Origin of the sequence: Corynebacterium tuberculostearicum, from assembly GCF_046097465.1 — a bacterium.
Taxonomy (GTDB): Bacteria; Actinomycetota; Actinomycetes; order Mycobacteriales; family Mycobacteriaceae; genus Corynebacterium; species Corynebacterium tuberculostearicum_I.
This window is the reverse complement of the sequence record NZ_CP175799.1, coordinates 2,267,940-2,294,692: the sequence shown is the minus strand read 5'-3', so window position 1 is coordinate 2,294,692 and position 26,753 is coordinate 2,267,940. Positions and strand designations below refer to the sequence as shown.

The 26,753-nt window shown below is 63.1% G+C and carries 23 protein-coding genes and 1 pseudogene; 13 read left to right on the top strand and 11 right to left on the bottom strand.

Annotation, left to right across the window (positions count from 1 at the left end; translation table 11 throughout):
* Nucleotides 1–43 precede the first annotated feature (43 nt).
* Nucleotides 44–2,146, bottom strand: a complete 2,103-nt coding sequence (locus tag ACKFRX_RS10850; RefSeq protein ID WP_408927834.1) for a PhoX family protein — start codon at nt 2,144–2,146, stop codon at nt 44–46.
* 189 nt (nt 2,147–2,335) lie between these two features.
* Here ACKFRX_RS10850 and lysS point away from each other — a divergent pair, with 189 nt between their 5' ends.
* The gene (lysS, locus tag ACKFRX_RS10845) at nt 2,336–3,913 is read left to right on the top strand and encodes a lysine--tRNA ligase (protein ID WP_005325682.1); all 1,578 of its coding nucleotides are present in this window, start codon (nt 2,336–2,338) and stop codon (nt 3,911–3,913) included.
* Nucleotides 3,914–3,974: 61 nt separating this feature from the next.
* Here lysS and crtI read toward each other — a convergent pair whose 3' ends face one another.
* Genes crtI through ACKFRX_RS10830 form a run of 3 tightly spaced genes read right to left on the bottom strand, consistent with a single transcriptional unit; the run spans nt 3,975 to nt 7,852 of the window.
* Nucleotides 3,975–5,504, bottom strand: coding sequence for a phytoene desaturase family protein (crtI, locus tag ACKFRX_RS10840; protein WP_408927833.1), 1,530 nt, complete (start codon nt 5,502–5,504; stop codon nt 3,975–3,977).
* Nucleotides 5,505–5,538: 34 nt separating this feature from the next.
* Entirely contained in the window at nt 5,539–6,390 is an 852-nt protein-coding gene (locus tag ACKFRX_RS10835; protein ID WP_408927832.1) for a phytoene/squalene synthase family protein, read from the bottom strand.
* A gap of 25 nt (nt 6,391–6,415) precedes the next feature.
* Nucleotides 6,416–7,852, bottom strand: coding sequence for a GuaB1 family IMP dehydrogenase-related protein (locus tag ACKFRX_RS10830; protein WP_408927831.1), 1,437 nt, complete (start codon nt 7,850–7,852; stop codon nt 6,416–6,418).
* Between the two features lie 112 nt (nt 7,853–7,964).
* Here ACKFRX_RS10830 and ACKFRX_RS10825 point away from each other — a divergent pair, with 112 nt between their 5' ends.
* Nucleotides 7,965–9,386, top strand: a complete 1,422-nt coding sequence (locus tag ACKFRX_RS10825) for an MDR family MFS transporter (RefSeq protein WP_408927830.1) — start codon at nt 7,965–7,967, stop codon at nt 9,384–9,386.
* Nucleotides 9,387–9,441: 55 nt separating this feature from the next.
* Here ACKFRX_RS10825 and ACKFRX_RS10820 read toward each other — a convergent pair whose 3' ends face one another.
* Nucleotides 9,442–10,653: a serine/threonine protein kinase gene (locus ACKFRX_RS10820; RefSeq protein ID WP_408927829.1), complete on the bottom strand. Its 1,212-nt coding sequence runs from the start codon at nt 10,651–10,653 to the stop codon at nt 9,442–9,444.
* Nucleotides 10,654–10,872: 219 nt separating this feature from the next.
* On the opposite strand from ACKFRX_RS10820, the gene ACKFRX_RS10815 reads away from it, so the two are divergent.
* Entirely contained in the window at nt 10,873–13,641 is a 2,769-nt protein-coding gene (locus ACKFRX_RS10815; RefSeq protein WP_408927828.1) for an ATP-dependent Clp protease ATP-binding subunit, read from the top strand.
* A gap of 92 nt (nt 13,642–13,733) precedes the next feature.
* Here ACKFRX_RS10815 and ACKFRX_RS10810 read toward each other — a convergent pair whose 3' ends face one another.
* Entirely contained in the window at nt 13,734–14,930 is a 1,197-nt protein-coding gene (locus ACKFRX_RS10810) for a lipase family protein (protein ID WP_408927827.1), read from the bottom strand.
* Nucleotides 14,931–15,003: 73 nt separating this feature from the next.
* On the opposite strand from ACKFRX_RS10810, the gene ACKFRX_RS10805 reads away from it, so the two are divergent.
* Nucleotides 15,004–15,174 (top strand): DUF4236 domain-containing protein, encoded by a 171-nt coding sequence (locus tag ACKFRX_RS10805; RefSeq protein ID WP_408927826.1) that lies wholly within the window; start codon nt 15,004–15,006, stop codon nt 15,172–15,174.
* 56 nt (nt 15,175–15,230) lie between these two features.
* Here ACKFRX_RS10805 and ACKFRX_RS10800 read toward each other — a convergent pair.
* A pseudogene (locus tag ACKFRX_RS10800) lies at nt 15,231–16,090 on the bottom strand (A/G-specific adenine glycosylase).
* Nucleotides 16,091–16,125: 35 nt separating this feature from the next.
* On the opposite strand from ACKFRX_RS10800, the gene ACKFRX_RS10795 reads away from it, so the two are divergent.
* Entirely contained in the window at nt 16,126–16,740 is a 615-nt protein-coding gene (locus tag ACKFRX_RS10795) for a carbonic anhydrase (RefSeq protein ID WP_408927825.1), read from the top strand.
* 62 nt (nt 16,741–16,802) lie between these two features.
* Nucleotides 16,803–17,507, top strand: a complete 705-nt coding sequence (locus tag ACKFRX_RS10790) for a hypothetical protein (RefSeq protein ID WP_408927824.1) — start codon at nt 16,803–16,805, stop codon at nt 17,505–17,507.
* Nucleotides 17,508–17,510: 3 nt separating this feature from the next.
* On the opposite strand, the gene radA is transcribed toward ACKFRX_RS10790, so the two are convergent.
* A complete protein-coding gene (gene radA / locus ACKFRX_RS10785; RefSeq protein ID WP_408927823.1) occupies nt 17,511–18,881 on the bottom strand; it encodes a DNA repair protein RadA in 1,371 nt (456 codons plus the stop codon).
* A gap of 73 nt (nt 18,882–18,954) precedes the next feature.
* Nucleotides 18,955–19,542, bottom strand: coding sequence for a hypothetical protein (locus tag ACKFRX_RS10780; protein WP_408927822.1), 588 nt, complete (start codon nt 19,540–19,542; stop codon nt 18,955–18,957).
* Nucleotides 19,543–19,734: 192 nt separating this feature from the next.
* Here ACKFRX_RS10780 and ACKFRX_RS10775 point away from each other — a divergent pair, with 192 nt between their 5' ends.
* From ACKFRX_RS10775 to rlmB, 7 genes are all read left to right on the top strand, one after another.
* The gene (locus tag ACKFRX_RS10775) at nt 19,735–20,319 is read left to right on the top strand and encodes a CarD family transcriptional regulator (RefSeq protein WP_005325718.1); all 585 of its coding nucleotides are present in this window, start codon (nt 19,735–19,737) and stop codon (nt 20,317–20,319) included.
* Complete coding sequence (gene ispD, locus ACKFRX_RS10770; RefSeq protein WP_408927821.1) at nt 20,291–21,013, top strand: 2-C-methyl-D-erythritol 4-phosphate cytidylyltransferase; 723 nt, start codon at nt 20,291–20,293, stop codon at nt 21,011–21,013. The genes ACKFRX_RS10775 and ispD overlap by 29 nt, the downstream gene beginning before the upstream one ends.
* The gene (gene ispF, locus ACKFRX_RS10765; protein ID WP_408927820.1) at nt 21,006–21,488 is read left to right on the top strand and encodes a 2-C-methyl-D-erythritol 2,4-cyclodiphosphate synthase; all 483 of its coding nucleotides are present in this window, start codon (nt 21,006–21,008) and stop codon (nt 21,486–21,488) included. The genes ispD and ispF overlap by 8 nt, the downstream gene beginning before the upstream one ends.
* A gap of 95 nt (nt 21,489–21,583) precedes the next feature.
* Nucleotides 21,584–21,724: a hypothetical protein gene (locus tag ACKFRX_RS10760; RefSeq protein WP_161798931.1), complete on the top strand. Its 141-nt coding sequence runs from the start codon at nt 21,584–21,586 to the stop codon at nt 21,722–21,724.
* A gap of 15 nt (nt 21,725–21,739) precedes the next feature.
* Nucleotides 21,740–22,426: a hypothetical protein gene (locus tag ACKFRX_RS10755; protein ID WP_408927819.1), complete on the top strand. Its 687-nt coding sequence runs from the start codon at nt 21,740–21,742 to the stop codon at nt 22,424–22,426.
* 45 nt (nt 22,427–22,471) lie between these two features.
* The gene (cysS, locus tag ACKFRX_RS10750; protein ID WP_408927818.1) at nt 22,472–23,860 is read left to right on the top strand and encodes a cysteine--tRNA ligase; all 1,389 of its coding nucleotides are present in this window, start codon (nt 22,472–22,474) and stop codon (nt 23,858–23,860) included.
* Nucleotides 23,861–23,882: 22 nt separating this feature from the next.
* The gene (gene rlmB, locus ACKFRX_RS10745) at nt 23,883–24,830 is read left to right on the top strand and encodes a 23S rRNA (guanosine(2251)-2'-O)-methyltransferase RlmB (RefSeq protein ID WP_005325725.1); all 948 of its coding nucleotides are present in this window, start codon (nt 23,883–23,885) and stop codon (nt 24,828–24,830) included.
* A 3-nt stretch (nt 24,831–24,833) separates the two neighbouring features.
* Here the strand turns inward: rlmB and ACKFRX_RS10740 are convergent, their stop codons facing one another.
* Both ACKFRX_RS10740 and ACKFRX_RS10735 read right to left on the bottom strand, forming a co-directional pair.
* A complete protein-coding gene (locus ACKFRX_RS10740; protein WP_408927817.1) occupies nt 24,834–25,844 on the bottom strand; it encodes an HNH endonuclease signature motif containing protein in 1,011 nt (336 codons plus the stop codon).
* A 170-nt stretch (nt 25,845–26,014) separates the two neighbouring features.
* A complete protein-coding gene (locus tag ACKFRX_RS10735; protein ID WP_408927816.1) occupies nt 26,015–26,743 on the bottom strand; it encodes a hypothetical protein in 729 nt (242 codons plus the stop codon).
* Nucleotides 26,744–26,753 lie beyond the last annotated feature (10 nt).

Sequence of the window (26,753 nt, the reverse complement as noted above, 5' to 3'; positions counted from 1 at the left end):
GAGGAACGAGGGCCGCGCGGTGGGTGCTTAAACCAGGTGGTGCTTACTTCTTATCGACGCCGATGTTGCCGTCCTTCTTCCACACCACAACCACTGCCGGGCGTGGGGTGGACTTGCCACCCTCTGGCCAGTGGGAGGTCTGCTTTTCAAAGGTGGCGTCATCGGTCTCGCCTGGGTGCTGAACGTTAACCATCACGCGCTCATCGGTGACGATGGGGCCGCAGGTCTCGGCGCCCGCCGGAACGGTAAGGAAGCACTTGAGCTCACCGCGGGTATCGCCCTCAGTGGTCACGGCGTAGAGGCCATCGTTGGACTCCAGCGCGTTACCGTCGGTGGAGATCCATAGGTTGCCGTGACTATCGAAGGCCAGGTTATCCGGGCAGGAAATTGGGGAGACCTTCTCCTTATCAAAGCCACCAAAGTAGGTATTTGCTTCCTTCGGGTCACCGCAGACCAAGAAGAGGTTCCAGGTGAACTTCTCGCCAGCGTGGTCATCTTCAATCTCCATGACCAAGCCGTTCTTGTTCTCCTTGATGGGAGCCCACTCCATCGGCTCTTCCTTGTTCTTCTTGGCATTCTCACCGGTAGCGCCGCGGTATTTATTGTTGGTCAGGGCCACGTAGACCTTCTCGGAGTCTGGGTGAACCTGCATATCCTCAGGACGGTCCATCTTGGTGGCGCCCACCTTATCGGCGGCCTCACGGGTGTAGACGGCAACCTCTTCGGCAGACATGCCATCAACGTGGGACTCGAACTTGTTGTTCTCCGTATCGGAGGTCAGCAGCTTGATCCATTCGCCCTTGCCGTCGAAGGCACCATCCTCTGGCAGCACACCGGAGCCGTCAATCTCGTCCTCTGGGGAGTTGCCCTCTACCTTGGCCACGTACAGGGTGCCGTGGTCCAGGATGGTGAGGTTGTGCTCGATGTCGCCTTCTTTGTACTTCTTGGTGGAGATGAACTTGTAGATGTACTCGAAGCGGGAGTCATCGCCGGAGTAGCACACGACGGTGCCATCGGATGCGATGTGGATGTTGCCGGCTTCGTGCTTGAAGCGACCCAGCGCGGTGTGCTTGACCGGGGTGGACTTCGGGTCCAGCGGGTTGATTTCTACGATCCAGCCAAAGCGGTTTGGCTCGTTCGGCTCCTTGGAGACGTCGAAGCGCTTATCAAAGCGCTCCCACTTGCGCTGGGACTCGCCGTCTTCCATGCCGAAGCGCTCTAGGGACTCCTGCGCCTTCTTGTCATCCAGCTTGGCGTGGGCGAAGTACTGGTCAAAGTTCTCTTCGCCAGAAAGCATGGTATTCCACGGAGTGATGCCGCCGGAGCAGTTATTCAGGGTGCCCTTAACCTTCTTGCCGGTCTTATCGGCGGAAGTCTTGACGTAATCGGAGCCGGCAGCTGGGCCCACCAGGGTGAATTCGGTGGTGGCGGTGATGCGGCGGTTGAGAGGGCCGAACTCGCGCTTGAGCTCGCCGGTCTTGCCAACCTTAGATACCTCCACGATGGAGTGGCCGTGGCCAGCCCAGCCGATCTTGGCCTGCTCCTCGGTCGGGTTATCCGCATCGTAGTTGGGGAACATCTGCGGCTCGGTGGTGTACTCGTGGGAGCAGACGTAGATAAGGCGGTTGTCATCGTCCGGGTGCTCAATAAGGCCAGCGAAGTCATTGTTGAATCCGAACTGCTTCTCGGCTGCCTCGGCGGTCTGGTTCTTGTCATCGAATTCCGGCGCGTCCTCAAACAGCGGGTCGCCCCAGGCAATGAGGACGGACTGCTCGTAGCCATCCGGGATGACCACTTCGTCCTTCTCGTTTGGCTGTACTGGGTCGAACTTCATGCCCTCTGCGGAGGTGAGCTCAATGTTCGCCTCAGAGGTTTTGCCGCCCTTGCCCTCGGAGGAAGAAGCCTCATTAGACGCATCATCCGGGTTGGAGCAGGCCGCCAAAGCAGCGCCGCCGCCAACGGTTACGACGGACAGGCTGCCCGCACGCAGCGCGGTACGGCGGGAGAACTGGTCAGCAAAGTACGGGTTATTGGACTTGTTCTCGCACTCGCCAAAGCAAGCATTACCGCACTTGTAGGTGCAGGTCAGGCTGGAACGAGAGGAGGCAAAGAGACTAGAGAGAAGGTTGCGGCCTTTAAGCGCCATTATTACTGCTCCAAATGGGTTGAAAGTATTGTTTAGACACGGGGACAGCCATTTATATAAGGGGATCTCAGTAACTGTGCGTTGGCGCGGAGGTGACGGTGAAGTGAATTATGCGTAAATCTTTTCCGGGGTGAGGGTGGCGTGGGCTAAATCGCGTGCTGCGGTGGGGATCGACTACCCTAGGCTAACGTGAGCGAGCAGAAGAATAATGAAGTAAACGATGTCCCTGAGCAGCTGCGCATCCGCCGTGAGAAGCGCGATCGCCTGCTGGAATCCGGCGTAGAGGCCTACCCGGTCACCGTTGAGCGCACCATCTCTTTGAAGGATTTGCGCCACGATTTCCGCGTAGTGGCCGAGGGTGAAGAGCCGGGCACGGAAGAAGGCGTGACCTACCTGGCCCCAGGCGAGGAAACCGAGGTAACCCACGCCATTGCCGGCCGCCTTATCTTTATGCGCAATACCGGCAAGCTGTGCTTTGCCACCCTGCAAGATGGCGACGGCACCCAGGTGCAGGCCATGCTTTCTTTGGCCGAGGTAGGCAAGGAGCGCCTCGACGCTTGGAAGTCCGATGTTGACTTGGGCGATTTCATCTCCGTGCGCGGCCGCGTAATTTCCTCCCGCCGCGGCGAGCTGTCCATCATGGTCTCTGAGTGGACCATGGCCGCTAAGTCCCTGCGCCCGCTGCCGGTGTCCTTTGCCGATATGGCAGAAGATACCCGTGTGCGCCAGCGCTATAACGACCTCATTATCCGCGAAGAGGCCCGCAAGAACGCCATGATCCGCGTGAAGGTCATGCGCGCGCTGCGTAACTACCTGGAAAGCCAGGATTTCGTTGAAATCGAGACCCCGATGTTGCAGACCCTGCACGGTGGCGCGGCCGCTCGCCCGTTTATCACCCACTCCAATGCGTTGGATATTGACCTCTACCTGCGCATTGCGCCGGAGCTGTACTTGAAGCGTGCCGTCGTCGGCGGCATTGACCGCGTCTTCGAAATCAACCGTAACTTCCGCAACGAGGGCGTGGACCGTTCCCACTCGCCGGAGTTCGCCATGCTCGAGACCTACGCTGCATGGGGCGACTACGACGATTGCGCCCGCATGACGCGCGAGTCCATCCAGGCCGTAGCGCGCGACGTCTTTGGCTCGACCACCGTCACCCTGGCGGATGGCACCGAGTTCGATTTCGGCGGCGAAGAGTGGCCCGAAATCGAGATGTACCCCTCCCTCAATGAGGCCCTGCAGCGCAAGTTCCCGGGCCAGCCGGAGGTCACCATCGATACCGACGTCGAAACGCTCAAGGGCATTGCCGACGTCATCGGCCTTGACGTCCCCAAGGACGGTGGCTGGGGCCACGGCAAGCTGGTGGAGGAAATCTGGGAGGTCCTGTGCGAGGACCAGCTGGAAGGCCCCATCTTTGTCAAGAACTTCCCGGTTGAGACCTCCCCGCTGACCCGTCAGCACCGTTCCAAGCCGGGCGTGACCGAGAAGTGGGATCTCTACGTCCGCGGCTTCGAGCTAGCAACCGGCTACTCCGAGCTGGTGGACCCGGTTATCCAGCGCGAGCGCTTTGAGGATCAGGCCCGCCTGGCCGCCGGTGGCGATGATGAGGCCATGGTGCTGGATGAGGACTTCCTTGCCGCTATGGAGCAGGGCATGCCTCCTACAGCTGGCACTGGCATGGGCATGGACCGCCTGCTGATGGCCCTGACCGGCTTGGGCATCCGCGAAACCGTGCTCTTCCCTCTGGTTAAGCCAGAGCAGAAGTAGCCGCCCAGCGGCCAATCGCTAGCCGTCAGCCCGCGTGGCTGGCGGCTTTTGCCGTACCGGGCTAGTGCACAAGCGGGCCTGCGGATTTATCGCCACGCAGGCGCTTAATAATGTTCTCGGCCGAAATCAGACACATCGGCACGCCCACGCCCGGCACGGTGGTCGCACCGGCGTAGAAGAGTCCATCGACCTTGCGCGAGGCATTACGCCCGCGCAAAAACGCCGATTGCCGCAGCGTGTGCGCGGGCCCAATAGAACCGGCCGACCAAGCATGGTAGCGCTCGGCAAAATCGGCAGGGCCGAGCGTGCGCTTGACGACGACCCTGTCTACCAAATCCGGCACCCCAGCCGTGGCTGCGATGTGGTTAAGGGCGGCGTCGGCAATCGCGGTAATGCGCTCGGATTCCTCTGCGTGGTAGGCATTGCCGAACCCGGGCGCCTCCGCGGCCGGCACCGGCACCAGAATGAAGAGGTTTTCGTGGCCCGCGGGCGCTACGTTCGGGTCGGTGGCTGAGGTCTTGGACACGTAGATGGACTCCGAGGCGCCCAATGGCCGGGAAGGCTCCGGACCGGAATAGACGGCGCGGAAATCCGGATCCCAATCCTGGCTAAAAAGCAGCGTATGGTGTGCTAGTTCTGGCAGCTCGCCCTTCACCCCGGCCAAAACGAGCACGGTGCCCAAGCCCGGATTGCGCCGGCCCCAATAGCGCTCCGGGTAGGTGCGCAGCTGTGGAGGCAATAACTGGGTCTCGGTATGGTGCAAGTCCGCTGCCGACACCACAATATCGGCGTGGATGGCGCCCTTATTCGTGCGCACGCCCGTGACCTGCCGGTTGGCAACCTTAATGGAGGTCACCTCCTCGCCTAAGCGGAAGCTAGCGCCGAATTTCTGTGCCTGCCGGTAGACGGCCTGGACCACGGCGGCGAAGCCACCCTGCGGGTAGCGCACGCCCTCCACCAGGTCGGTGTGGCTCATCAAGGAATACAGTGCCGGTGCGGCGGCCGGCTCAGAGGACAAAAAGACCGCCGGGTAGCTTAAGATTTGGCGCAGGCGGGCATCAGAAAACGTTCGGCCCACATGCTGTTTTAGGTTCGCCGTAAGCAACGCCACCAGCTGGGAAAGCCGGCTGCGGATATCGCGGTGCACCAGGTTCAGCGGCGCGGAGAAGGTGGTGTAAAGGAAGTGCTTAAGCGCCATCTCATAGGTATCGCTGGCCTGCGCCAAGTACGCGCGGACTTTCTCCCCCGCGCCGGGCTCCAGTGACTCGAAAAGCGCGGTGACTTCCTCGATCCCGGAGTGCACGTCCACCGGCGCATCGCCATGAAAGACGCGGTAGGCAGGGGAGAGATCCACTAGATCCAGCTCCGCCTCGGTGGAGGTGCCGCACAGCGCAAAGAAGTGATCGAAAGCCTCGGGCATGAGGTACCACGACGGGCCGGTATCCCAGCGAAAGCCGGCCTCCGCAAAGCTGCCGGCGCGCCCGCCTACCTCATCCAGCGAGTCCACGACGGTGACCTCGTAGCCCTCGCGGCCGAGCAAAGCGGCGGTGGCGAGGCCGGCGATGCCGGCTCCAATGACGACGGCGTGCATGTTGTTCTCCTTAATCTCCGGCTAGGGGCGGGGTCTAGTTGCTGTGGCCGCGACGGCGCACCGCGCGGGCCGCGAGCCAAGCCTTGGTGTGGTTCGGCACGGATACTCGCGTGGTGGCAAGTGCCGTAGCCGGAGTGGCGGCGAGGCGATTGGTGAGCTCGGCAAAGATATCCGCCGCCGCGCTCACACCGACCCGCGCGGAGGCCGGGAGCACGTCGATGGTGAGCGCGGCGGTGGCGAGCTCCTGGCGGATCTCCGCGATGAGCGCGGACTTGGTGACCTCATCAATCCGTCCCGATGGGGCCTGCTGAAAATAGGTTCGACCCAAAGTGGAGCTATCCTCACCCAGGTCACGCAGGAAATTAATCTTTTGGAAAGCCGATCCCAGCGCGCGGGCGCCGCGCTCCATGGCGGCGCGGTCTGCGGGGGAGACGTTCTCCTCGGCCAAGAAAATTTGCAGGCACAATAACCCAATGACTTCCGCTGAGCCGTAGATATAGTCCTGCAGTTCCGATGGGGAGTACTCGCGCTGGGTGAGATCCGCACGCATGGAGTTAAAGAAGGCAGCAAGGTACTCGCGGTGGAAGCCGCAGCGGCGAGCAGTGATGGCATAAGCGTGCACTATCGGGTCGGTGTGCAGTCGTCGTTGCGGTGCGGCCAAGATGGTCTGCTCGTAGGCATCCAGCGCGGCGGCGGGGTCGGTGTGGGCTTGGGCTGCGGCGCCGTCGACAAGCTCGTCTGCAATGCGCACCACCGCATACAGGTGGCGGATATCGGCGCGCACCCGCCCGCGCAAAAGCCGCGTGGCCAGGGAGAAGCTGGTGGAGTACTGCCCCATAACCTGCGCGGCCGCGCGGGAGGCCGCTTGGTCATAGCGAGTCAACATATCTGTCAACGTAGCATGCAGCCTGTCAACGGTTCGTGGCCCGTGGCTGCCCCTCAGCAAAGCCGGCGGCGGACTGCACGCCCACGGTGGCGCGCTCGCGGAAGGCGGCCAGGGAATCGGCACCGGCGTAGGTACACGAGGAACGCACGCCAGAGACAATCCGGTCTACTAGGTGCTCCACGCCGCCGTGCTCGGGGTCGAGGTAGATGCGAGAGGTAGAAATGCCCTCTTCGAACATCTCGCGGCGGGCGCGCTCAAAGGCCTCGGTATCGGAGTTGCGGCCGCGCACCGCTCGGCGCGACGCCATACCGAAGGATTCTTTATAAAAGGCGCCGTCGGCATCCTTGTGCAGGTCACCTGGGGATTCAAAGGTGCCGGCGAACCAGGAGCCGATCATGACATTGGAGGCACCTGCGGCAAGTGCGAGGGCGACATCGCGCGGGTCGCGCACGCCGCCGTCGGCCCAGACGTGGGCGCCTACCTCGCGGGCGGCCGCAGCACACTCTAGGACGGCCGAGAACTGCGGGCGGCCCACGCCAGTCTGCATGCGGGTGGTGCACATCGCGCCCGGGCCCACACCGACCTTGATAATGTCCGCGCCGGCCGCGGCCAACTCGCGCACGCCCTCAGCCGTGACGATATTGCCGGCAGCGATGGGAAGCCCCAGTTCCAGCGCCTTGACCTTGCGCAGCGCGGTAAGCATGCTTTCCTGGTGGCCGTGTGCGGTATCGATGACCAGCACATCAGCACCGGCCTCCGCCAAGGCGCGGGCGCGGCCTTCCACATCACCGTTGATGCCCACCGCAGCACCAATGTGCAAGCGGCCTTGCTTGTCGACGCCCGGCCGGTACATCTTCGCCCTCACCGCGCCCTTCCTCGTGAGGATTCCGGCCAAGGTGCCATCCGGGTTGACCACTGGCGCCAGCTTGCGGGAGGTTTTGCGCAGCTTGGTAAAAGCCTCCTGTGGGTCAATGCCCACCGGCAGCGTGACCAAGTCGGTGGTCATCAATTGGCCGACGGCGGTGAAGTTATCCTGTCCGCGCAGGTCCTTCGGCGTGATGATACCGATGGGCATGTCCCCCTCGACCACGATGGCGGCACCATGGGCGCGCTTGTGCAAAAGGTTGCTGGTATAGCCCACGGTGTGGTGCGGCTTGACGGTAATTGGGGTGTCATAGACCAAGTCTGCCGCCTTCACAGAGGCGATGGTTTCTGCGGCCGCTTCTAAGGAGAGGTCCTGCGGCAGGATGGTCAACCCGCCGCGCCGGGCGATGGTCTCGGCCATGCGGCGCCCGGCCACGGCGGTCATATTGGCCACGACGAGCGGGATGGTATTTCCGGTGCCGTCCTCAGTGGTGAGGTCTACCAACTGGCGCGAGCCCACCTCGGAGTGGCTCGGGACCATGAAAACGTCGGAGTAGGTCAATTCGTACGGCGGATGGGAATCGTTGAGAAAACGCACTGGGGTGTACCTCGCTTTAGGCTCGGGTGACGCGGTCTCACCGCGCGGATGAAGACACTAAAACTATACTCCTCGACTTTCCCCGCACCCGCGGCCTCAGTATCCTGTCTGGGTGTCTCAGAAACCAGATCCCCACATTTCCGCAGAGGTAAAAATCAACCTCACCATCCTCGTCCTCGGCGCGATGGTGATGATCCTGAACGAGACCGCCCTGTCGGTGGCGCTGCCCACCATCATGGCGGACTTCGGCATCCCCGCGACCTCCGCCCAGTGGCTGCTTACCGGTTTCCTCCTCACCATGGGCGTGGTCATCCCGACCACCGGCTTTCTCATGGATAAGTTCACTACCCGGCAGATCTTCTTGGCATCGTCGGGCGTATTTCTTGCCGGTACGGTGCTGGCGGCGCTCGCCCCGGCCTTCGGCGTGCTGCTGGTGGGGCGCGTATTCCAGGCGGCCGGCACCGCCTTGATGATCCCTACACTGATGACGGTGGCGATGACCCTCGTCCCGCCGCAGCGCCGTGGCAGCGTGATGGGCATTATCTCCGTGGTTATTTCCGTAGCCCCGGCGCTCGGGCCCACGGTAGGTGGCTTCGTGTTGAGCATGTCCAGCTGGCACGTCATCTTCTGGACCATGGTGCCGCTGCTCGGCCTTATCTGCGCCGCCGGCTATTTCCGCCTAGTCAACGTGGGAGATAAGCGCGATACCCCGCTGGATTTCCCGTCCGTCGTCCTGTCCGTCATCGCCTTTGGCGGGTTGGTCTACGCCGTATCGTCCCTGGAAAACATGCTGGAGGGCGAAGGCCTGGTAGACATCGTCGTTCTCATCGTTGGCCTCGTGGCTTTGGCGCTTTTCACCCGCCGTCAGCTGCGCCTGGCCAAGGACAATCGCGCTCTTTTGGACATGCGCCCGTTTACGGTTCCCAACTTCACCGTGGCGGTACTGGGCATGCTGCTCATGTTTGGGCTATTGCTCGGCGTGGTCAATATCCTACCCATCTACCTGCAGACCTCCCTGGCGGTAAGCTCGCTGGTCACCGGGCTCGTCGTCATGCCTGGTGGCTTGCTCCAAGGCGGCATTTCGCCGATGGTCGGCCGCCTCTATGACATCCACGGGCCCCGCCCGCTCATGATCCCAGGCGCCCTCCTCCTCGCCGCGGGCACGTGGCTGATGACCCTGCTCAACGAGGACAGTGCGGTATGGATGGTCATTGGCATGCACATCCTCTTTGCCCTGGGCATCGCGCTTATGATGACGCCGCTGATGACGACGTCCCTGGCCTCCCTGCCAGACGAGCTCTACTCGCACGGCTCCGCCATCCTCAATACCCTGCAGCAGCTGGCGGGCGCGGCCGGCACTGCTTTCCTGATGACCTTCCTGACCCGTGGCACCAAGTCCGGTGCGGCCCAAGGCATGAACGAGGCAGCCGCGACGGCTCACGGCGCGCACTGGGCCTTCCTTTTTGCCGGCGTGCTTTCGCTGGTGGTCGTTGTGCTCGCTCCGTTCCTCAAGCGCGTACCCTCCGCGGAATAGGCACAAGGACAAAATAAAGGCCCGCATCAGCGGGCCTTTAATTTTCGGGCGCGAGTTAAGAGGCGCACAGCGGCAGGTTCAGCCGCTCCTCTTCAGCCTTATCGCCCCACACCAGGAATGCGGACTGGGTGCCTTCCACGGCCATCACGTAGGTCGGAACATCCGCGGTGGTCTCAAAGCTTTGGATGGTGCACTGATCATTGGAAAGCTCGACCGGTTCGGCGTCGGGAAGCATGGCATCGCGCTCCTCCACGCTGGGGTAGTAGGTCACGATGTAGTTGAACCCATCGCCCACGCAGGAAATCTTGGCCTCCTGGCCAGGCTCCGGCTCGCGCGAGGAGCACTTAGCCCCATCGAAGCCATCCTGGCCGCTGCGGGAGCCCACCAAGTCCGGATACGCATCCGCGAGGTTTTGCTCCTTATCATTCCAGCTGGGGTAGGACAGGAAGAACCACAGCGCGGCTGCAGCAGCAATCGCCGCCACCGCCAGCACCGTGATGAGCGCAATGAGCCCGCCCTTGCCCTTCTTCTTCGGCGCGGGTGCCATCGGTTGCTGCGGCTGCGCCATGGGTTGGGCCATCGGTTGCGGCTGCGGTTGTTGCTGTTGCGGCGGGGCGAACTGCTGCTGAGGGCGCGGCTCTGGCTCCTGCACGCGCGGAATCTGCGCGGTATCGAATTCGCGCTGCGGGCGCAGTTGAGCCACCACATCCTTGGCGCTCTCCGCCGTGCCAGTAGGCTTGTATTCTGGGCATTTGCGGGCAACGAGCTCTTCAAACGCCGCCACTGCATCGCCGTGCTCTTCGCCGGACGGGCCGGCCGCAGCCAGCACCGAAACCTGGCATTGCTTATCGACGCCCACCCGGGCCTCCCTTAGCCCATGCACCGCAAAATCAGCCCGATTACGCGACACCAAGAAGTCCACCGCACCCGCCAGCGGACCAAAGACGTCGGCAGCCTCCTCGCGGCTGAGAGTACTGGGCAGCTCAGAAAGCTGGGTTCCGGAAGTCCCTTCGCGCACGATGAATTCCTGCCCGTCCGCGGTGGTGCCCGTGCCCACCAGCGGCGCGATGGCTGGGTGGCGCAACCCATGCAGTGGCGTGGACTTGTCCACCACACCGGTAATTTCCGGGGCGAAGATTTCCACGCTTAGCTGCTGGTGCGTGGTTCCATCTTCGACCGCAAAGAGGGTAGACGATGGAGCCTCATCCAACACGGCCAATTCGTGCAGGTTGTGCTGGGTGGCAAAGAACTCAGGAAGCTGGGGCACGGTCGCGACGTCCTTTAATAGTAGGGAGGGGCAGGGAACGATAAAACGATTCTAGATTACATGCCCATGCCCCTGTTCGCTACCGGCGTACACCCGTGTGAGCTGCGCATATGGTGGATTCTGGCGGTATTGTGGGCATCTGGGAACAAAACCGGAAATTATCGGCGGACTGCCGCGTTAGAGTGGGTATCACATTAGAAGCGAAAGTATAGGGGAATCATGTTCGAGAGGTTTACCGATCGTGCTCGCCGCGTCATCGTTTTGGCGCAGGAAGAAGCACGCATGCTTAACCACAATTACATCGGCACCGAGCACATCCTGCTCGGCCTTATCCATGAGGGCGAAGGCGTAGCTGCCAAGGCGCTGGAATCCATGGGTATCTCCCTGGAGGATGTCCGCCGCGAGGTCGAGGAAATCATCGGCCAGGGCAGCCAGCCACACACCGGCCACATCCCCTTTACCCCACGCGCCAAGAAGGTCTTGGAGCTTTCCCTGCGCGAAGGCCTGCAGATGGGACACAAGTACATCGGTACTGAGTTCTTGCTATTGGGTCTCATTCGCGAGGGCGACGGCGTTGCCGCCCAGGTGCTGACCAAGCTCGGCGCCGACCTGCCGCGCGTGCGCCAGCAGGTTATCCAGCTGCTGTCCGGTTATGAGGGCGGCCAGCAGGAGGGTGGTTCCTCCAACGGCCAGGGCTCCGGTCCGGTCGGCGCGGGTGCTGGTGCAGGTGCCGGCGCGGGCGGCCGTGGTGGCTCCGGCGGTTCCGGCGAGCGTTCCAATTCCTTGGTGCTCGACCAGTTCGGCCGCAACCTCACCCAGGCCGCTAAGGACGGCAAGCTCGATCCGGTCGTCGGCCGTGAGTCCGAGGTAGAGCGCATCATGCAGGTGCTGTCTCGCCGTACGAAGAATAACCCGGTCCTCATCGGTGAGCCGGGCGTTGGTAAGACCGCCGTCGTCGAGGGCTTGGCGCTCGACATCGTCAACGGCAAGGTTCCGGAGACCCTTAAGGATAAGCAGCTTTACTCGCTCGACTTGGGCTCCCTGGTTGCTGGCTCCCGTTACCGCGGTGACTTTGAAGAACGCCTGAAGAAGGTGCTCAAGGAGATTAACCAGCGCGGCGACATCATCTTGTTCATCGATGAGATCCACACCCTGGTTGGTGCTGGTGCTGCCGAAGGCGCCATCGATGCCGCCTCGCTGCTCAAGCCGAAGCTGGCTCGTGGCGAGCTGCAGACCATCGGTGCTACGACCCTTGAGGAATACCGCAAGCACATCGAGAAGGATGCCGCCCTGGAGCGCCGCTTCCAGCCAGTCAAGGTGGAAGAGCCTTCCCTGGATGACACCTTCTTGATCCTGAAGGGCCTGCGCGATAAGTACGAGGCGCACCACCGCGTGTCCTACACCGATGAGGCGCTGCATGCTGCAGCTTCCCTCTCGGATCGCTACATCAATGACCGTTTCTTGCCGGATAAGGCCGTTGACCTCCTCGATGAGGCTGGCGCTCGTATGCGCATCAAGCGCATGACCGCGCCGAAGGGCCTGCGTGAGGTCGATGACCGTATCGCTGAGGTCCGCAAGGAAAAGGAAGCGGCCATCGATGCCCAGGACTTTGAGAAGGCAGCCGGCCTGCGCGATAAGGAGCGCAAGCTGGGCGAGGAGCGCGCAGAGAAGGAAAAGCAGTGGCGCTCTGGCGACCTTGAGGAAATCGCCGAGGTAGGCGAGGACCAGATCGCCGAGGTTCTGGCGCACTGGACCGGTATCCCTGTACTAAAGCTGACGGAGAAGGAATCCAACCGTCTGCTCAACATGGAAGAGGAGCTGCACAAGCGCATCATTGGCCAGGACGAGGCGGTCAAGTCCGTCTCCCGCGCCATCCGCCGCACCCGTGCCGGCCTCAAGGATCCGCGCCGTCCATCCGGCTCCTTCATCTTCGCCGGCCCATCCGGTGTGGGTAAGACCGAGCTGTCGAAGTCCCTGGCTAACTTCCTCTTCGGTTCGGATGATGACCTCATCCAGATCGACATGGGTGAGTTCCACGATCGCTTCACCGCTTCCCGCCTCTTCGGTGCCCCTCCGGGATACGTTGGCTACGAAGAGGGTGGCCAGCTGACCGAGAAAGTTCGCCGCAAGCCGTTCTCTGTCGTGCTTTTCGATGAGATCGAGAAGGCCCACAAGGAGATTTACAACACCCTCCTGCAGGTGCTGGAAGATGGCCGCCTTACCGACGGCCAAGGTCGCGTCGTCGACTTCAAGAACACCGTTCTCATCTTTACCTCGAACCTGGGCACCCAGGACATCTCGAAGCCGGTGGGCTTGGGCTTTACCGGCTCCTCCGAGAATGATGCGGATGCTCAGTACGACCGGATGAAGCAGAAGGTCAACGACGAGCTGAAGAAGCACTTCCGCCCAGAGTTCTTGAACCGTATCGATGACATCGTCGTCTTCCACCAGCTCACCCAGGAGCAGATTGTGGAGATGGTCGAGCTGCTCATCGGCCGCGTGGCCAAGCAGCTGGATGAGCGCGATATGGGCATCGAGCTCACGCAGAAGGCCAAGGACCTGCTGGCTAAGCGCGGCTTCGACCCAGTATTGGGTGCTCGTCCGCTGCGCCGCACCATCCAGCGCGAGATTGAGGATCAGCTCTCCGAGAAGATCCTCTTCGGCGAAATCGGCGCCGGTGAGATCATCACCGTCGACGTCGAGGGCTGGGACGGCGAGTCCAAGGACAACACGGGCGCGAAGTTCACCTTCAGCCCGCGCCCGAAGCCTCTGCCGGAGGACACCGAGGAGCCGCAGCTTGACGATGCCGAGGTGCGCGAAAACGACGCCGACTCCATCGATGCCGGCGAGCCCGACACCATCACCCCGGACGTTCCGGGCGATGGCGGCTCCACCGCCGCCGGAACCGACCTAGAGTCCGGCTCCGGTTCCGACTCCGATGATGACGGCCACAATCCGCCGCCAGCAGGCGCCGGCCAGCCGATGTAACTCGGGGCAACGATTAAGGCCACCCAGTACCTCGCTTTCTGCGAGGCTGGGTGGTCTTGCGTTGTGTGCGGTTTGGAGCTTCTGGACGTCGCCTAGCCCGCACAGTTCGACGGCGCCGGTTTCCCGTCGAAGCGGTCAAAGAGGTACTTCAAGCCCACTGGGATATTAACGTATAGCGGCAACGCGTGATCGGCGCCGGCGCCCGGAATCGTTGCGGTACCGGGAGCGGCCATGAAGTCCACGGTCCCGCCCATCTGGCAATACGCCCCTGCGGTGGACCGAACTTGCTCGTGCGGGATGAGGTCATCGTGCGGCGAGCTAGCGATCAACGCCGGTCCCTTCAACGCATGTTTTCCTAGGTTCTGGCGTAGCAGGGTCTCTTTAATGATGGGCTTGCGCTCAACAAGATCAGAGAGTGATTCCCCGGTGCGAGTGAGCTGGCGGGTACTGCTAAAACCCCACATGAGAATGGAGTCACCCGTGCAGCTGGTGGCTGCCGAACGCAGGAAATCAATGCCGCGTGGATTGAGCTCTTCTAGGACCGCATCGCGGAACTTGGGGTCGCGCTCAGCAAAGCCGTTGATGGCGTAGCCCAGCACATGGACGATGGAGGAGCCGTCGATGGCCTTCATCACCTTTGGTAGGTCGGCCGGAGGGGCGCCGGAGTAGGTACCGGCCACGTTTAGCTCGGGTGCATAAGAATCGGCGAATTCCGCGGCGGCCAACGAGGCTCCGCCGCCCTGCGAGTAGCCCGCAAAGCCAATAGGGGCGTCCTTTGGAGCGTGGGCCAGCTCTAGGCCGGAGTGGGCGGCATCGAGCATGGCGTGCGCTTCTTCAATGTGATTGACATAGGTGTGGTGCCCTGGCATGCCAAGGCCGATGAGGTCTGCCACGATGACTCGGGCACCATGCTGGAGTGCGCCCATATAGAAGCCGTATTCGTAGTTCGCATTGATGGTAGGGGAGCCGACCTTGCTCAGTCCTACCGAGCCCAGGCCCATGCCGGCACGCGACGGCGCGCACTGGTCGCCTGCGCCGCGGGTACCAGGCGCGAAGATGATGGTGGGCCGCTCGCCTTTGCCGCGCCACGGCGCATTTGGCTCGTATAAGGTTGCCGAGGCCTGAATCGGCCGACCATCATCCGTAGTGGTGTCATACGTGAATACCTGCCCGCGGCCGACGCCATCGAGCACGTGCGGCGAAGGCCGGGTCGAGGTTACTGCCGCATTCGCGGCCGGCGGTAGGAGGAGCGACCCGAGGAATAGTGAACAAACTGTGAGGAGTCTCATACAAATCTTTTCCATGGCCAAAACCTACTGCGCAGTAGGAACGGGGGAAGTGGAATTGCTAAAATAAATGCTTATGGGACTTCAGTATCGTTCACGAAAAAAGACCGGCAAGAATAACTGGATCAACGTCTCCGGATCCGGCGCGTCGATGTCTACCAAGGTAGGGCCGGTCACCTTTAATTCCCGCGGCGGCATGTGGGTGAACCTGCCGGGCGGATTCAATTTCCGCGGCCGCTGGCGTTAACCAGATCGCACGCCCTGAATCGCGACCTGCGATTATAGTCGGCCATTATTAACCCCCTAAATAGGGAGGTGGAACAGGCCGGCGTCGTTTTGCTCGGCGAGGCCGTCGGCAAGCAGCGAAGCTAACGCCCGGGAGCGCTGTGCCGCATCGGGCCAGACCACGTCAATCTCGGACTGCGGTACCGGCCGCTCCGCCGCGCGCAGCACGTCCAGAATCTTGCCGCGCACCTGTCGGTCCGTGCCGACGAATTTTTGCACGCGCTTTTTCGCCCGCGCCTGCTCCTCTGCACTGGGCTGCGGCCGGCCAGCGAGCTGCCACGCACAGCTCGCGCGCAGCGGGCACTGCTCGCAGGAAGGATTCTTCGCCGTGCACACCAGCGCGCCCAACTCCATGAGCGCGGCCGAAAACGCGGCCCATTCTCGGCCGGCAACAGCTCCGCCACGGCCGCTAATTCCCGCTTCGACGGTTGCGGCGCCAAGAACCTACCGTCCTCCGCGCGCGCATACACCCGCCGCACATTGGTATCGACCACCGGCACGTTTATCCCAAAGTGGAAGCACGCCACGGCCCGCGCGGTGTAGTCACCGATGCCCGGCAGGCGCAGCAGCTTATCGACGTCCGCCGGCACTTCACCCTCGCCAATGGCCGCCGCGCACTCCCACAGGCGCAGCGCACGCCGCGGATAGCCCAACTTGCCCCAGGCGCGCAGTACCTCCGCCCGGGTGGCCTGGGCAAAGTCCGCCGGGGTGGGCCAGCGCCGCATCCATTCCTCCCACACCGGAGCCACGCGCGCGACCGGGGTTTGCTGGCTCATGACCTCGCTGAGCAGCACACCCCACGCGCTCGTGCCAGGCCGGCGCCACGGCAGGTCGCGTTCATTGGCATCGAACCAGGAAAGAAGAGCTTGCGAATCCATCGTGGGAGATAGTCTAGGGCATTAGAATGTGGCCTATGCCTTTACGTAATGTTGCCCACGAACCGCATGCCGTATGGGAGGCCCTCCAGGCGGGAAATCAGCGCGTGCTGGACGGCGAGACTGTCGACGTGCGCGAGATTTATAACCGCGAGGGCCTGACCCATGGTCAGGATCCCCGCGTGGTGGTCATTTCCTGTTCCGATTCTCGCGCCCCTATCGAGCACGTTTTCAATATCGGCTTCGGCGATGCCTTTGTCATCCGCACCGCGGGCCACATTCTTGACGACGCCGTCCTGGCCTCCCTCGACTACGCCCTCGCCGCCCTCAAACCCAACCTGCTGGTGGTCCTCGGCCATCAATCTTGTGGCGCGGTGGGCGCGGCTACCGGTTTCGTGGCCGGCGGCGATCTACCCACCGGCCTACAGCGACCCATTATCGAGAAGGTCGCCGCCTCCGCCCTGGTGGCGGGCCCGAATGCCACGACTGACGACGTCGAGCGGGAACACACCCGCCAGACTGTCGCCCAGCTGGTGGCTAGCGTGCCCAACGTGCGCCGCCTGCTGGACGAGGGCGCTTTGGGCGTTATTGGCGCGCGCTACCTGCTGGAAGACTCCAGCGTGGAAACCCTGCAGACCCTTGGCGTGAAGTAGCAGCCTGACACGCGGCGCGGGCTTAGCGCACCGGCCCGCACCGACCGCTTAAAATTGACAGCGTGACGCAGAAAAAGCCCCTACCTGAAGAGATCTACAAGCGCCGCCGCGTGGCGGCGCTCATCATCGTGCTCGTGCTGGCCGTGGTGCTGATCTGGGCGGCCGTGGCCGCCTTCGGGGGCAGCAGCGATGAGTCGGCCGATACCGCCGCCCCTGCGCCCACGCCGGAGCAGACCTCGTCTTCTGCCGCCTCGGAGACCACCGAGGCTGCCTCGGAGACGGCTGCGGAGGCCGCGTCGGAGGGGGCATCGGAAAGCAAGGTGGCCGAAAGTGAGCCGTCGAGCGCTGCGCCTGCAAGCTCTGAGGCAGCCAAGAAGACCTGCGATCTCGCGGACCTCCAGGTGCGCACCTCCATGCTGAACTACTCCGTGCCGGAGGGCGAGCTGCCGAAGTTCTTTATGACGGTCACCAACCCCACGGCCGCGGACTGCACGATCGACCTGGACAAGAACCTGCTGCGCTTCGAGGTCTACAAGATGGCCGATAACCAGCGTGTATGGTCCGATACGGATTGCTACGCCTCCGTACAGACCGGCTCGCAGACCTTCCCGGCCGGCAAGGACGTGAAATTCGAGGCCGAGTGGTCCCGCCAGGCTTCCAAGCCGGGCGAGTGCACCGACCGCCCCGCGGCCGAACCTGGGGCCTACTTCGCCCACACCGTCATCGGCGATAACTCCTCCCCGCCGCAGGACTTCACGCTGCGCTAGGCGCTATCCCGACACCGCGGCGATGGCCTGCCCCAGCGTCCCGGCCTGGTGCACACGCATGCCCTCTACCGGCTCGATATCCCCGCGTGGGACAATCGCGTTCTTATAGCCCAACCGCGCGGCCTCCATTAAGCGCCGCTCCACATTGGGCACCGGCCGCAACTCTCCGGCCAGGCCTACCTCGCCGATGACCACCGTCTTGGCCGGCAGCGGCTGTTCGTGCAGCGAGGACCATGTTGCCAGCGCCACCGCCAGATCCGTGGCGGTTTCCGTAATCCGCATGCCACCCACCGTGGCGACATAAGCATCCTTATCGTTGGTGCGTTGGCCGGCGCGCGCCTGCAGCACCGCAAGCACCATCGGCACGCGGTTGGAATCTAGCCCGGTCACCACGCGCCGCGGGTTCTTTGCAACCGGGTCCACCGTCAGCGCCTGCACTTCCGCGAGGATCGGCCGCACGCCGTCCATCGCGACCGTCACGGCCGAGCCATCCGGCGTCGTGCCGCGGTGCGAGAGGAAGAGCCCTGAAGGGTCCGCAACCTCCCGAATACCGCTGGCCGTCTGCTCAAAGCAACCCACCTCGTCGGTGGCGCCAAAGCGATTCTTAATACCGCGCAGCATACGCAGGCTGGATTGGCGGTCGCCCTCGAAGTTTAAGACGACGTCGACAAGATGCTCTAGCACGCGCGGGCCGGCTACGTTGCCGTCCTTGGTCACGTGGCCTACCAGCAGCACCGGAATGCCGGTGGACTTTGCCAGGGAGGTCAGCGCGGCCGTCACCGCGCGCGATTGCGCCACGCCGCCAGATACGCCCTCCACGCCCACGGCGTGCATGGTTTGTACCGAGTCGACGATGATCAGGCTCGGTTTGAGCTTATCCACGTGCCCAAAGACCGCATCCAAATTGGACTCGGCCGCCAAGTAAAGCGATTCCTGGAGGGCGCCGGTGCGTTCGGCGCGGGAGCGGACCTGGCCGGCGGATTCCTCGGCCGTCGCATAGAGCACGGTACGGCCGAGCTGGGCCCACCGCGAGGCTACTTCCAGCAGCAGCGTGGATTTGCCCACGCCCGGCTCGCCGGCCATGAGCACCACTGAGCCGGGCACGATGCCGGTTCCTAGCACGCGGTCGAGCTCGCTGATGCCGGTGCGCACCGACTTTGTCGCCTGCGCCCCAATCTTGGTAATCGGCTGCGCCGGGCTCGACGGCGCTACGCCCTTGCTTGCCGACGCCCCCGGCACACCCGGACCCGCCACCACCGGCGCCTTTTCCTCCAACGTGCCCCAGGACCCGCAGTCGGGGCAGCGCCCCAGCCACTTCGGCGAGACGTAGCCGCATTCGGAACAGGTATGGATGGGGCGAGATTTCTTGGCCATGGTTTCTAGCCTAAAACACACAAACGCCCCCGGCCCGAAACGGGCTGGAGGCGAGAGCTTTGGGCGGCGCGGCTTAGTTCTTTGGAGCCTCGGAGGAGTAGCCCTCGGAGGACTCGACGTCGCGGTCGAATTCGCCGGACTGCATCTGGGTGGCGGCAATGGTGGCGTCCACGTCGATGGAACCGTTGGAGAACTCGAAAGTAACCGGGCGGTCGCCGGCGTAGCCAAAGTCATCGTTCTTCAGCGTGGTGGCGATGTACTGGACGGTCTCGGAATCCTGCTGGGTGGTGGCGTCCAGGTTCTTCTGGGAATCCGCAATGATGGACTGGTCGCGGTGCAGCGGCTGAGCCTTGTCCATCTCTACGCGCTGGCCGTCGACCTCTACTGACTCCAGGGAGATGACATCGGTGTCGTAGCCCTGGTTTACGGCGGTGAACTTCAAGGCAGCGGTGCCATCCGGCTCTACCAGGATGGTGACATCGCGAACCGCAACCTTGTTGTCTTCCGTGCTTGCAGAAGCGCCATCGACCGCAGCCACCTTATCGGCGGTCTGGGTGACCTGACCCGCCGAGCAAGAAGCCAGCGCCAGAGCGGAGACGGCGGTAACGGAAATAATGGCACCGCGGCGGGCGGCGGACTTCAGGGACTGCACGTTGAGCATCCTCCATCAATTGCGATCACAGGGCTTGTCAACGCTTTAGCCTAGTCCCTTTGGCTATAAAGTACACAGTTAGTCCCAAACCGGGCGGGTAGACCGTGGGGGTATACGGGGGTATCCGCAGGCGGGGCGGCCGTGCGTGATAAAATGGCGGCCTTAGTCAACCGGGATAAATCGGGAACACAAGGAGTGGCAATGGAGTATAAGGTCGGCGAGGTCGTCGTCTACCCGCACCACGGTGCGGCCGTCATCGAGGATATCGAGACCCGCGAGATGGGTGGCGAGACGCTGGAATACCTGGTGCTGCACATCAACCAGTCCGACCTAGTCGTCCGCGTGCCCATCAAGAATGCCGATAACGTCGGCGTGCGCGACGTTGTGGGCAAGGAGGGCCTGGAAAAGGTCTTTTCCGTGCTGCGTGACGAGGACGTTGAAGAGGCTGGCAACTGGTCCCGCCGTTATAAGGCTAACCAGGAGCGCTTGGCCTCCGGCGATATCAATAAGGTCGCCGAAGTCGTTCGCGACCTGTGGCGTCGCGACCAGGACCGTGGCCTCTCAGCCGGCGAGAAGCGCATGCTGGGCAAGGCGCGCACCATCCTGGTGGGCGAGCTCGCGCTGGCCAAGCCGGTTGATGAGAAGAAGGCCGACACCATGATGGAAGAAATCGATGCCACCATCGAGCGCCACCGCGCGGCCGGATTGGTAGACGATAAGTCCATCACCACCGATATCGACAACGACATCGATCTCGATGACCTCTCCTTCGACGACGAAGACTAAACCGCGCGTCATCGCGCTCATCGCGGCTGCCGGCCAGGGCACCCGCCTCGGTGCTGAGGTGCCCAAGGCTTATGTCGAGCTGCGCGGGCGCACCCTCCTGGAGCGCTCCGTGCGCGCGCTGCTGGCCTCCGGCGTGGTCGATGAGGTCATTGTGCTGGTCAGCCCAGATATGGAGCCCGAGGCTGCCCGCATTATCGGCCGCATCGACGCCGCGCCCATCCGCCTCGTGCACGGCGGCAGCGAGCGCGCCGATTCCGTGTGGGCCGGACTCCAGGCAATCCCCGACGACGACGCCGTCGTGCTCATCCACGATGCGGCCCGGGCGCTGACCCCGCCGGCGATGGTGCGGGACGTCGCCAAGCGTGTGCTCGAAGGCGCCCCCGCGGCCGTGCCCGTGGTTCCCGTGGCCGATACCATCAAGGAAGTCGCGGCCGACGCCGTAGTGAGCACGCCCGACCGTTCCCGCCTGCGCGCCGTGCAAACCCCGCAGGCCTTCCGCCTGTCCGCGCTGCGCCAGGCCAACCTCGATTATTGGGCCCAGCAGCCCGAATTTACCGCCACGGATGACGCCAGCCTCATGGAATGGCACGGCGAGCATGTGGCGACCGTGCCAGGCGATACCTTGGCATTCAAAATCACCACGCCCATCGATCTCACCCTGGCCCACGCCCTGACCGAGGAGACCCATGACTAACCCGATTATCCCGCGCGTTGGCATCGCCACCGACGCCCACCAGATCGAGGCCGGCAAGGACTGCTGGATCGCCGGCCTGCTCTTCGAGGACGTGGATGGCTGCGAGGGTCACTCCGATGGGGACGTGGTAGCGCACGCGCTTGTCGACGCCCTCTTATCCGCCGCCCACCTCGGCGACCTCGGCTCCTTCGTGGGCGTCGGCCGCCCCGAATACGACGGCGTATCCGGAGCGAAACTGCTGCGCGAATGCCGGGAATTGCTCGAATCCGAAGGGTTCATCATCGGCAATGCCGCCGCGCAGCTTATCGGCCAAACCCCCAAAATGGGCCCGCGCCGCGCAGAGGCCGAGGCTGTGTTAAGCGAGATCCTCGGTGCCCCCGTGTCAGTCTCTGCCACGACGACGGACCATATGGGGTTCACCGGCCGTAAGGAGGGCCGCGCGGCAGTTGCCACGGCCGTCGTCTGGCGCGCCTAGCCTCAGCTGAAGTAAGGTCGTAGCAGGAGGATGGCATGACTTTGAAAATGCGTGTTACTGATACGCGGTCTTTGCGGAGGCGGCGCGAAGAACTAATGCATGTTTTTTGTGATGCCGCCGGTGGTCCGTTGACCACTGAGGAACTTAGCGATCTAGCTGCCGCTGGTCGTCTTTCCCCAGAAGAGCGCGGCCTCTATGACGAACTGCGTCGCGTCGAACTGCTTCTTGATAGCTAGAGTGGGCAGCTTCCCATGATGAGTCAGGTTCAACGGGAAACTGAGAAATTCTTTGACCACGTCTACAAATTGCACCTGCACGTATTTCCCCTCAACGGTGAATCTGACATTGACGTTGAGTTGGATCTCAATGCTGATAACAACACCGGGATATTAGAGCTGCACGTCCCATTAGTCTATGGCGCTGGGGCTATGGAGCTTTCACGACCGGTGAAATTTAGCGACCTATTTGAATCTGTCGTCCGGTTTCACACCACACCGTCACGAAACGGACGGGATTTGAGTATCAAGTCCAGCAAATTCGAACTTCGTGTTGGCACCGCGCCTGGAGTGAGGTTTGAATACGAGCGCGACAATAAGGGTGCGCCTACAGCTCACATTCATCATTCTGGCGTCGCAGGGTTATTGAGCCCCGCACTGATGAAGAATTTCTTTGGTATGAAAAATTCCCGAAAGAAAGGTCGGATCGAAGACATCCATTTTCCTGTCGGGGGCAGCCGGTTTAGAGTTTCGGTCGAGGAATATTTTTCATTCCTTTTTAAAGAGTGCGGATTTCATGCTCGTCCTGGTTGGGAGGGAGCGCTACGCGCGAGCCGAAAGGAGTGGCTGGAGACACAGCTTGCTGCCGCAGTTGCTGATAACCCCTACGTAGCGGCCGCGACTCTGCGAAGCCTAGGTTTTGTGGTTGCTGATCCCAGCTAGGGCTAGTCAGCAACTCCAGTGCACGCGTCAATTAGACTGGGTGGCGTGAGTACTTTGCGCATTTATGACACAGCCACCCGCAGCCAACGCGAATTCGAGCCGATTCGCCCCGGCCACGCCTCCATCTATCTGTGCGGCGCCACCCCGCAGGCCCAGCCGCACATCGGGCACTTGCGCTCCGGCGTCGCCTTCGACATCCTGCGCCGCTGGTTGCTCGCCCAAGGCTATGACGTAGCCCTGGTGCGCAACGTCACCGATATCGATGACAAGATCCTCACCAAGGCGGCCGAGAATAATCGCCCCTGGTGGGAGTGGGTGTCCACCTATGAGCGCGAGTTCACTAAGGCCTATAACACCCTGGGCGTCATCCCGCCTTCGGTTGAGCCGCGTGCGACCGGCTTTGTCACCCAGATGGTCGACTATGTGCAGCGGCTTATCGACGCCGGCTTTGCCTACCCCGCCGACGGCTCCGTCTACTTCGATGTCGCCGCCTGGACCAAGGCCGAAGGATCTGATTACGGTTCGCTGTCCGGCAACAAGGTAGAGGAAATGGAGCAGGGCGAAGGCGAGGATTCCGCCAAGCGCGGCGCACAGGACTTTGCCCTGTGGAAGGCCGCGAAGCCGGGCGAGCCCAGCTGGCCTACCCCGTGGGGCGACGGCCGCCCTGGCTGGCACCTAGAGTGCTCGGCCATGTCCACCTATTACCTGGGCTCTAATTTCGATATCCACTGCGGCGGCCTAGACCTGCAGTTCCCGCACCACGAGAACGAAATCGCGCAGTCGCATGCGGCCGGCGATAAGTTCGCCAACTACTGGATGCACAACCACTGGGTGACGATGTCGGGCGAGAAGATGTCGAAGTCCCTGGGCAACGTGTTGTCCATCCCGAATATGCTGGAGCTGGTGCGCCCGGTGGAGCTGCGCTACTACCTGGGCTCGGCACACTACCGCTCCGTACTGGAGTATTCCGAGGCCGCGCTGACCGAGGCCGCCGCTGGCTACCGCCGCATCGAGGACTTCCTCGGCCACTTCGATGACCTAGAGCTGGGCGAGTGGACGCAGGGCTTTGCAGACGCGATGAATGATGACATCGCGGTGCCCAAGGCTTTGGCGGAAATCCACACCACCGTCCGCACTGGCAATAAAGCGCTCGCGGCCGGCGATGAGGCCGAGGCACGCGCGTTGGCTGGCCAGGTCCGCGCGATGGCGCACGTACTTGGCTTTGACCCGCTGGAGTGGGAAGATGGAGCGCAAGCTAGCGGGGCGGATGCCGCGCTGGATGCGCTGGTACACGCTGAGCTGGAGCGGCGCACCCAGGCGCGCGCGGACAAGGACTTCGCTACTGCCGACGCCGTCCGTGACCGCCTCGCGGCCGCCGGCATCACCATCACCGATACCCCAGACGGCCCGACCTGGTCGCTGGCGCAGCGTTAAGCACTCCGAAAGGACATAAATTATGGCACGTACCCACGGCCGCGGTGGCGCGGGAATCCGCAAGACCAATAAGAAGGGCGCTACCAAGGGCTCCGGCGGCCAGCGCCGCAAGGGCTTGGCCGGTAAGGGCCCGACGCCCAAGGCAGAGGACCGCATCTACCACGCCAAGCACAAGGCCAAACTGGAGCGTGACCGCCGCAATTCCGGCCGCCACCAGAAGGAGACCGCCGAGATGGTCGTGGGCCGCAACCCGGTCATCGAGTGCCTGCACGCTAAGGTGCCGGCCACCACGCTCTACATCGTGGCCGGTACCCGCAACGACAAGCGGCTGTCCGAGGCCGTGGCCATGTGCAATACCCGCAATATCCCCATCATCGAGGTGCAGCGCCATGAGATGGACCGCATGACCGGTAACGGCATGCACCAAGGCATCGGGTTACAGATCCCGCCGTATAAGTACGCCGACGTCGATGAGCTCATCGCCCGTGCGGCCGAGAACGCACGCCCAGGCATGTTCGTCATCTTGGATAACATCACCGACCCGCGCAACCTCGGCGCGGTCATCCGCTCCGTGGCGGCCTTCGGCGGCGATGGCGTCATCATTCCTGAGCGCCGCTCCGCCTCCGTAACCGCGGTGGCGTGGCGTACCTCGGCCGGCACGGCGGCGCGCCTGCCGGTTGCCCGCGCAACGAATATCACCCGCACCGTGCAGCAATTCCAAAAGAGCGGCTACCAGGTCGTCGGCCTGGATGCCGGCGGCGAGCACACGCTGGATACCTATAACGGCGCGACGGATCCCGTGGTGATCGTCATTGGTTCCGAAGGCAAGGGCATCTCCCGCCTCGTGCGCGAGAATTGTGACGTCATCATGTCCATCCCGATGACGGACTGGGTCGAGTCCCTCAATGCTTCCGTCGCGGCCGGTTCCGTGCTCTCCGAATTCGCACGCCAGCGCCGCGCGGCCCAGTAATCTCTAGCCGTTTTCCGCCCAGGGTGGCAGCCACTTAATGGTGCCATTTACCCGGGCTAGGCGGCCGCGTAGCGGCGGGGCGTTGGGGTCATCGTCGTTGACGCCGTTGTGATACGGGCAGGCGATGGTGAGATTTTCGGGGTTCGTTTCGCCGCCGTGGCGCCACGCAGTGAGGTGGTGGACCTGGCACTCATCGGCGGGGTAGTTGCACTGCGGCCACGGGCAGGTGGGGTTTTCCGCGGCGGCCATCGTGCGCTGCTTCGGCGAGGCGAGCCGCTCGCTGCGGTACAGGTTTACCGGGCCCTTCACGGGGTGGATCAAGGTGACGTAGCCGTGCGCGGTAAATGCGCGGCGCACCAAGTCCGCGCCGGTCATTCGGGCACCATTGGTGAGCTGCAGGGTGATGTCATCGCCCGCGGTGTCGACGACACGGTCGAGTTCGTCTAAGCGCAGCACCACATTGGTGGTCACGACCGCCGGGGAAGCTGCGGCGGTGCCTTGGAAAATCTTGCGCATCGAATCGAGTGGGGCGTCCTTATCGAGCGCGGCGTGCATATCCGCGATGTCCGCAGATTTGCCGGTAATTGTCATGGTCCAGGGGCCATCGGCGCGGCGGTAGAGTTTGACACCGGGCTTGCGCTGCGGCGGGCCCTTAATCTCGCGCACGCGTGTGCGACCCTGCTTATCGACGTCCGATGCATCCCCCTTCATCCCACATAGCTCCCGGCGCAGCGCCCAGGCCTGGCGCTTATTTTTCAGCTTGGTGGCGTGACGCTCGATGGCTAGCAGCGCGGTGAGGCTGTGCTCGTTGGCGCGGGCCGCTGCGATGGATTCGCGCTGGAGCCGGCTAAACGCGGTGGGGCCGAAGTAGGTATCGGCGAGGGTAAGGAGGCGGGCGGCGGTGGTGTCGGGGCAGCCGGCGTCGATAAGCGCGCGCTTAGTAAGGCCGTGGCAGTCGGCGATAATGTCCATGCCGGCGGCCAGGCCTGTCAAGAATTTCTGTAGCGCGTTCACGGCTCCACACGTTAAGTGCGGGTGCAAGCTGGCGCGCGGCGCGTTGGGTGCGGGTGTGGATAACTAGGCCTGGGCGTCGTCGAGGCCGAAGAACTCGCGGACCTTATCCACAGCGCGGAAGGAATCCGTATTTGGGCCTATGCGTGGGTCAGTTTTCATGCTAGAGGGAATCACGTGGCCAAGGCCCTCCATGGTCCACAGTTCGACGGGGAAATCGCCGTCGTATGCGGTGGCGGTGACATCCGCGGTGGGGTGGTAGTCGCGGGGTGGCTGGCAGGCATTGGCCAGTGCGAAGTGCTCGGCGGTGGCCGGCGCGGAAAGCACGCGGCCGCGGGTGCGCTCGGCGTCCAGCCCGGCGACCCCGCCCTCGTATGGCGCGTACGGGTCGGCGGTGCCGTGGAAAACAGCAGCGGCGTGGGCCGGTAGCCGGCCGGGTTGCTGGGCGCGTGGTTATCGCCCTCGCCCAGGGTGGAGGCGAAGATGCAGGCGCGGGTGAGGCTAAAGGGGGCGTCGAAAAGCAGGCGGAGCACCATCTGCCCGCCGTTGGAGTAGCCGCAGGCAAAGGTACGGGCGGTGCCGAATTCGCGCCGCATCTCCTCGACGAGGAAGGTGGCGAAGGCAACGTCGTCCACGTTCTCCGCGCGGGCGGTGACCGGCAGGATGCTGCGGCAATCATTGAAATGGCGGTCGACGCCGTCGGGGTAGACGAGGACGGTATTGGTGGCGTCGGCAAGCTCGTCGAAGGTGCCGTTAGTAAAGCGGCGCATCACGCTGCCGGACTGCAGCGAGCCGTGGAAGAAGAGCAAGAGGTCCGGTCGCGGGCCGGGGTTATCCGGCGCGATGACGAGGAAACGGCGGGTGCGGCCATCCACATCCGCGGTGCGGCGGTGTACGTGCATAGCAGTCCAG

Coding starts and splice junctions, on each gene's coding strand:
- ACKFRX_RS10850 (WP_408927834.1), bottom strand. CDS start 2,146: ATGGCGCTTAAAGGCCGCAACCTTCTCTCTAGTCTCTTTGCCTCCTCT.
- crtI (WP_408927833.1), bottom strand. CDS start 5,504: ATGCACGCCGTCGTCATTGGAGCCGGCATCGCCGGCCTCGCCACCGCC.
- ACKFRX_RS10835 (WP_408927832.1), bottom strand. CDS start 6,390: ATGTTGACTCGCTATGACCAAGCGGCCTCCCGCGCGGCCGCGCAGGTT.
- ACKFRX_RS10815 (WP_408927828.1), top strand. CDS start 10,873: ATGTTCGAGAGGTTTACCGATCGTGCTCGCCGCGTCATCGTTTTGGCG.
- ACKFRX_RS10810 (WP_408927827.1), bottom strand. CDS start 14,930: ATGAGACTCCTCACAGTTTGTTCACTATTCCTCGGGTCGCTCCTCCTA.
- ACKFRX_RS10805 (WP_408927826.1), top strand. CDS start 15,004: ATGGGACTTCAGTATCGTTCACGAAAAAAGACCGGCAAGAATAACTGG.
- ACKFRX_RS10795 (WP_408927825.1), top strand. CDS start 16,126: ATGCCTTTACGTAATGTTGCCCACGAACCGCATGCCGTATGGGAGGCC.
- radA (WP_408927823.1), bottom strand. CDS start 18,881: ATGGCCAAGAAATCTCGCCCCATCCATACCTGTTCCGAATGCGGCTAC.
- ACKFRX_RS10780 (WP_408927822.1), bottom strand. CDS start 19,542: ATGCTCAACGTGCAGTCCCTGAAGTCCGCCGCCCGCCGCGGTGCCATT.
- ACKFRX_RS10775 (WP_005325718.1), top strand. CDS start 19,735: ATGGAGTATAAGGTCGGCGAGGTCGTCGTCTACCCGCACCACGGTGCG.
- ispD (WP_408927821.1), top strand. CDS start 20,291: ATGACCTCTCCTTCGACGACGAAGACTAAACCGCGCGTCATCGCGCTC.
- ispF (WP_408927820.1), top strand. CDS start 21,006: ATGACTAACCCGATTATCCCGCGCGTTGGCATCGCCACCGACGCCCAC.
- ACKFRX_RS10760 (WP_161798931.1), top strand. CDS start 21,584: ATGCATGTTTTTTGTGATGCCGCCGGTGGTCCGTTGACCACTGAGGAA.
- ACKFRX_RS10755 (WP_408927819.1), top strand. CDS start 21,740: ATGATGAGTCAGGTTCAACGGGAAACTGAGAAATTCTTTGACCACGTC.
- rlmB (WP_005325725.1), top strand. CDS start 23,883: ATGGCACGTACCCACGGCCGCGGTGGCGCGGGAATCCGCAAGACCAAT.
- ACKFRX_RS10735 (WP_408927816.1), bottom strand. CDS start 26,743: ATGCACGTACACCGCCGCACCGCGGATGTGGATGGCCGCACCCGCCGT.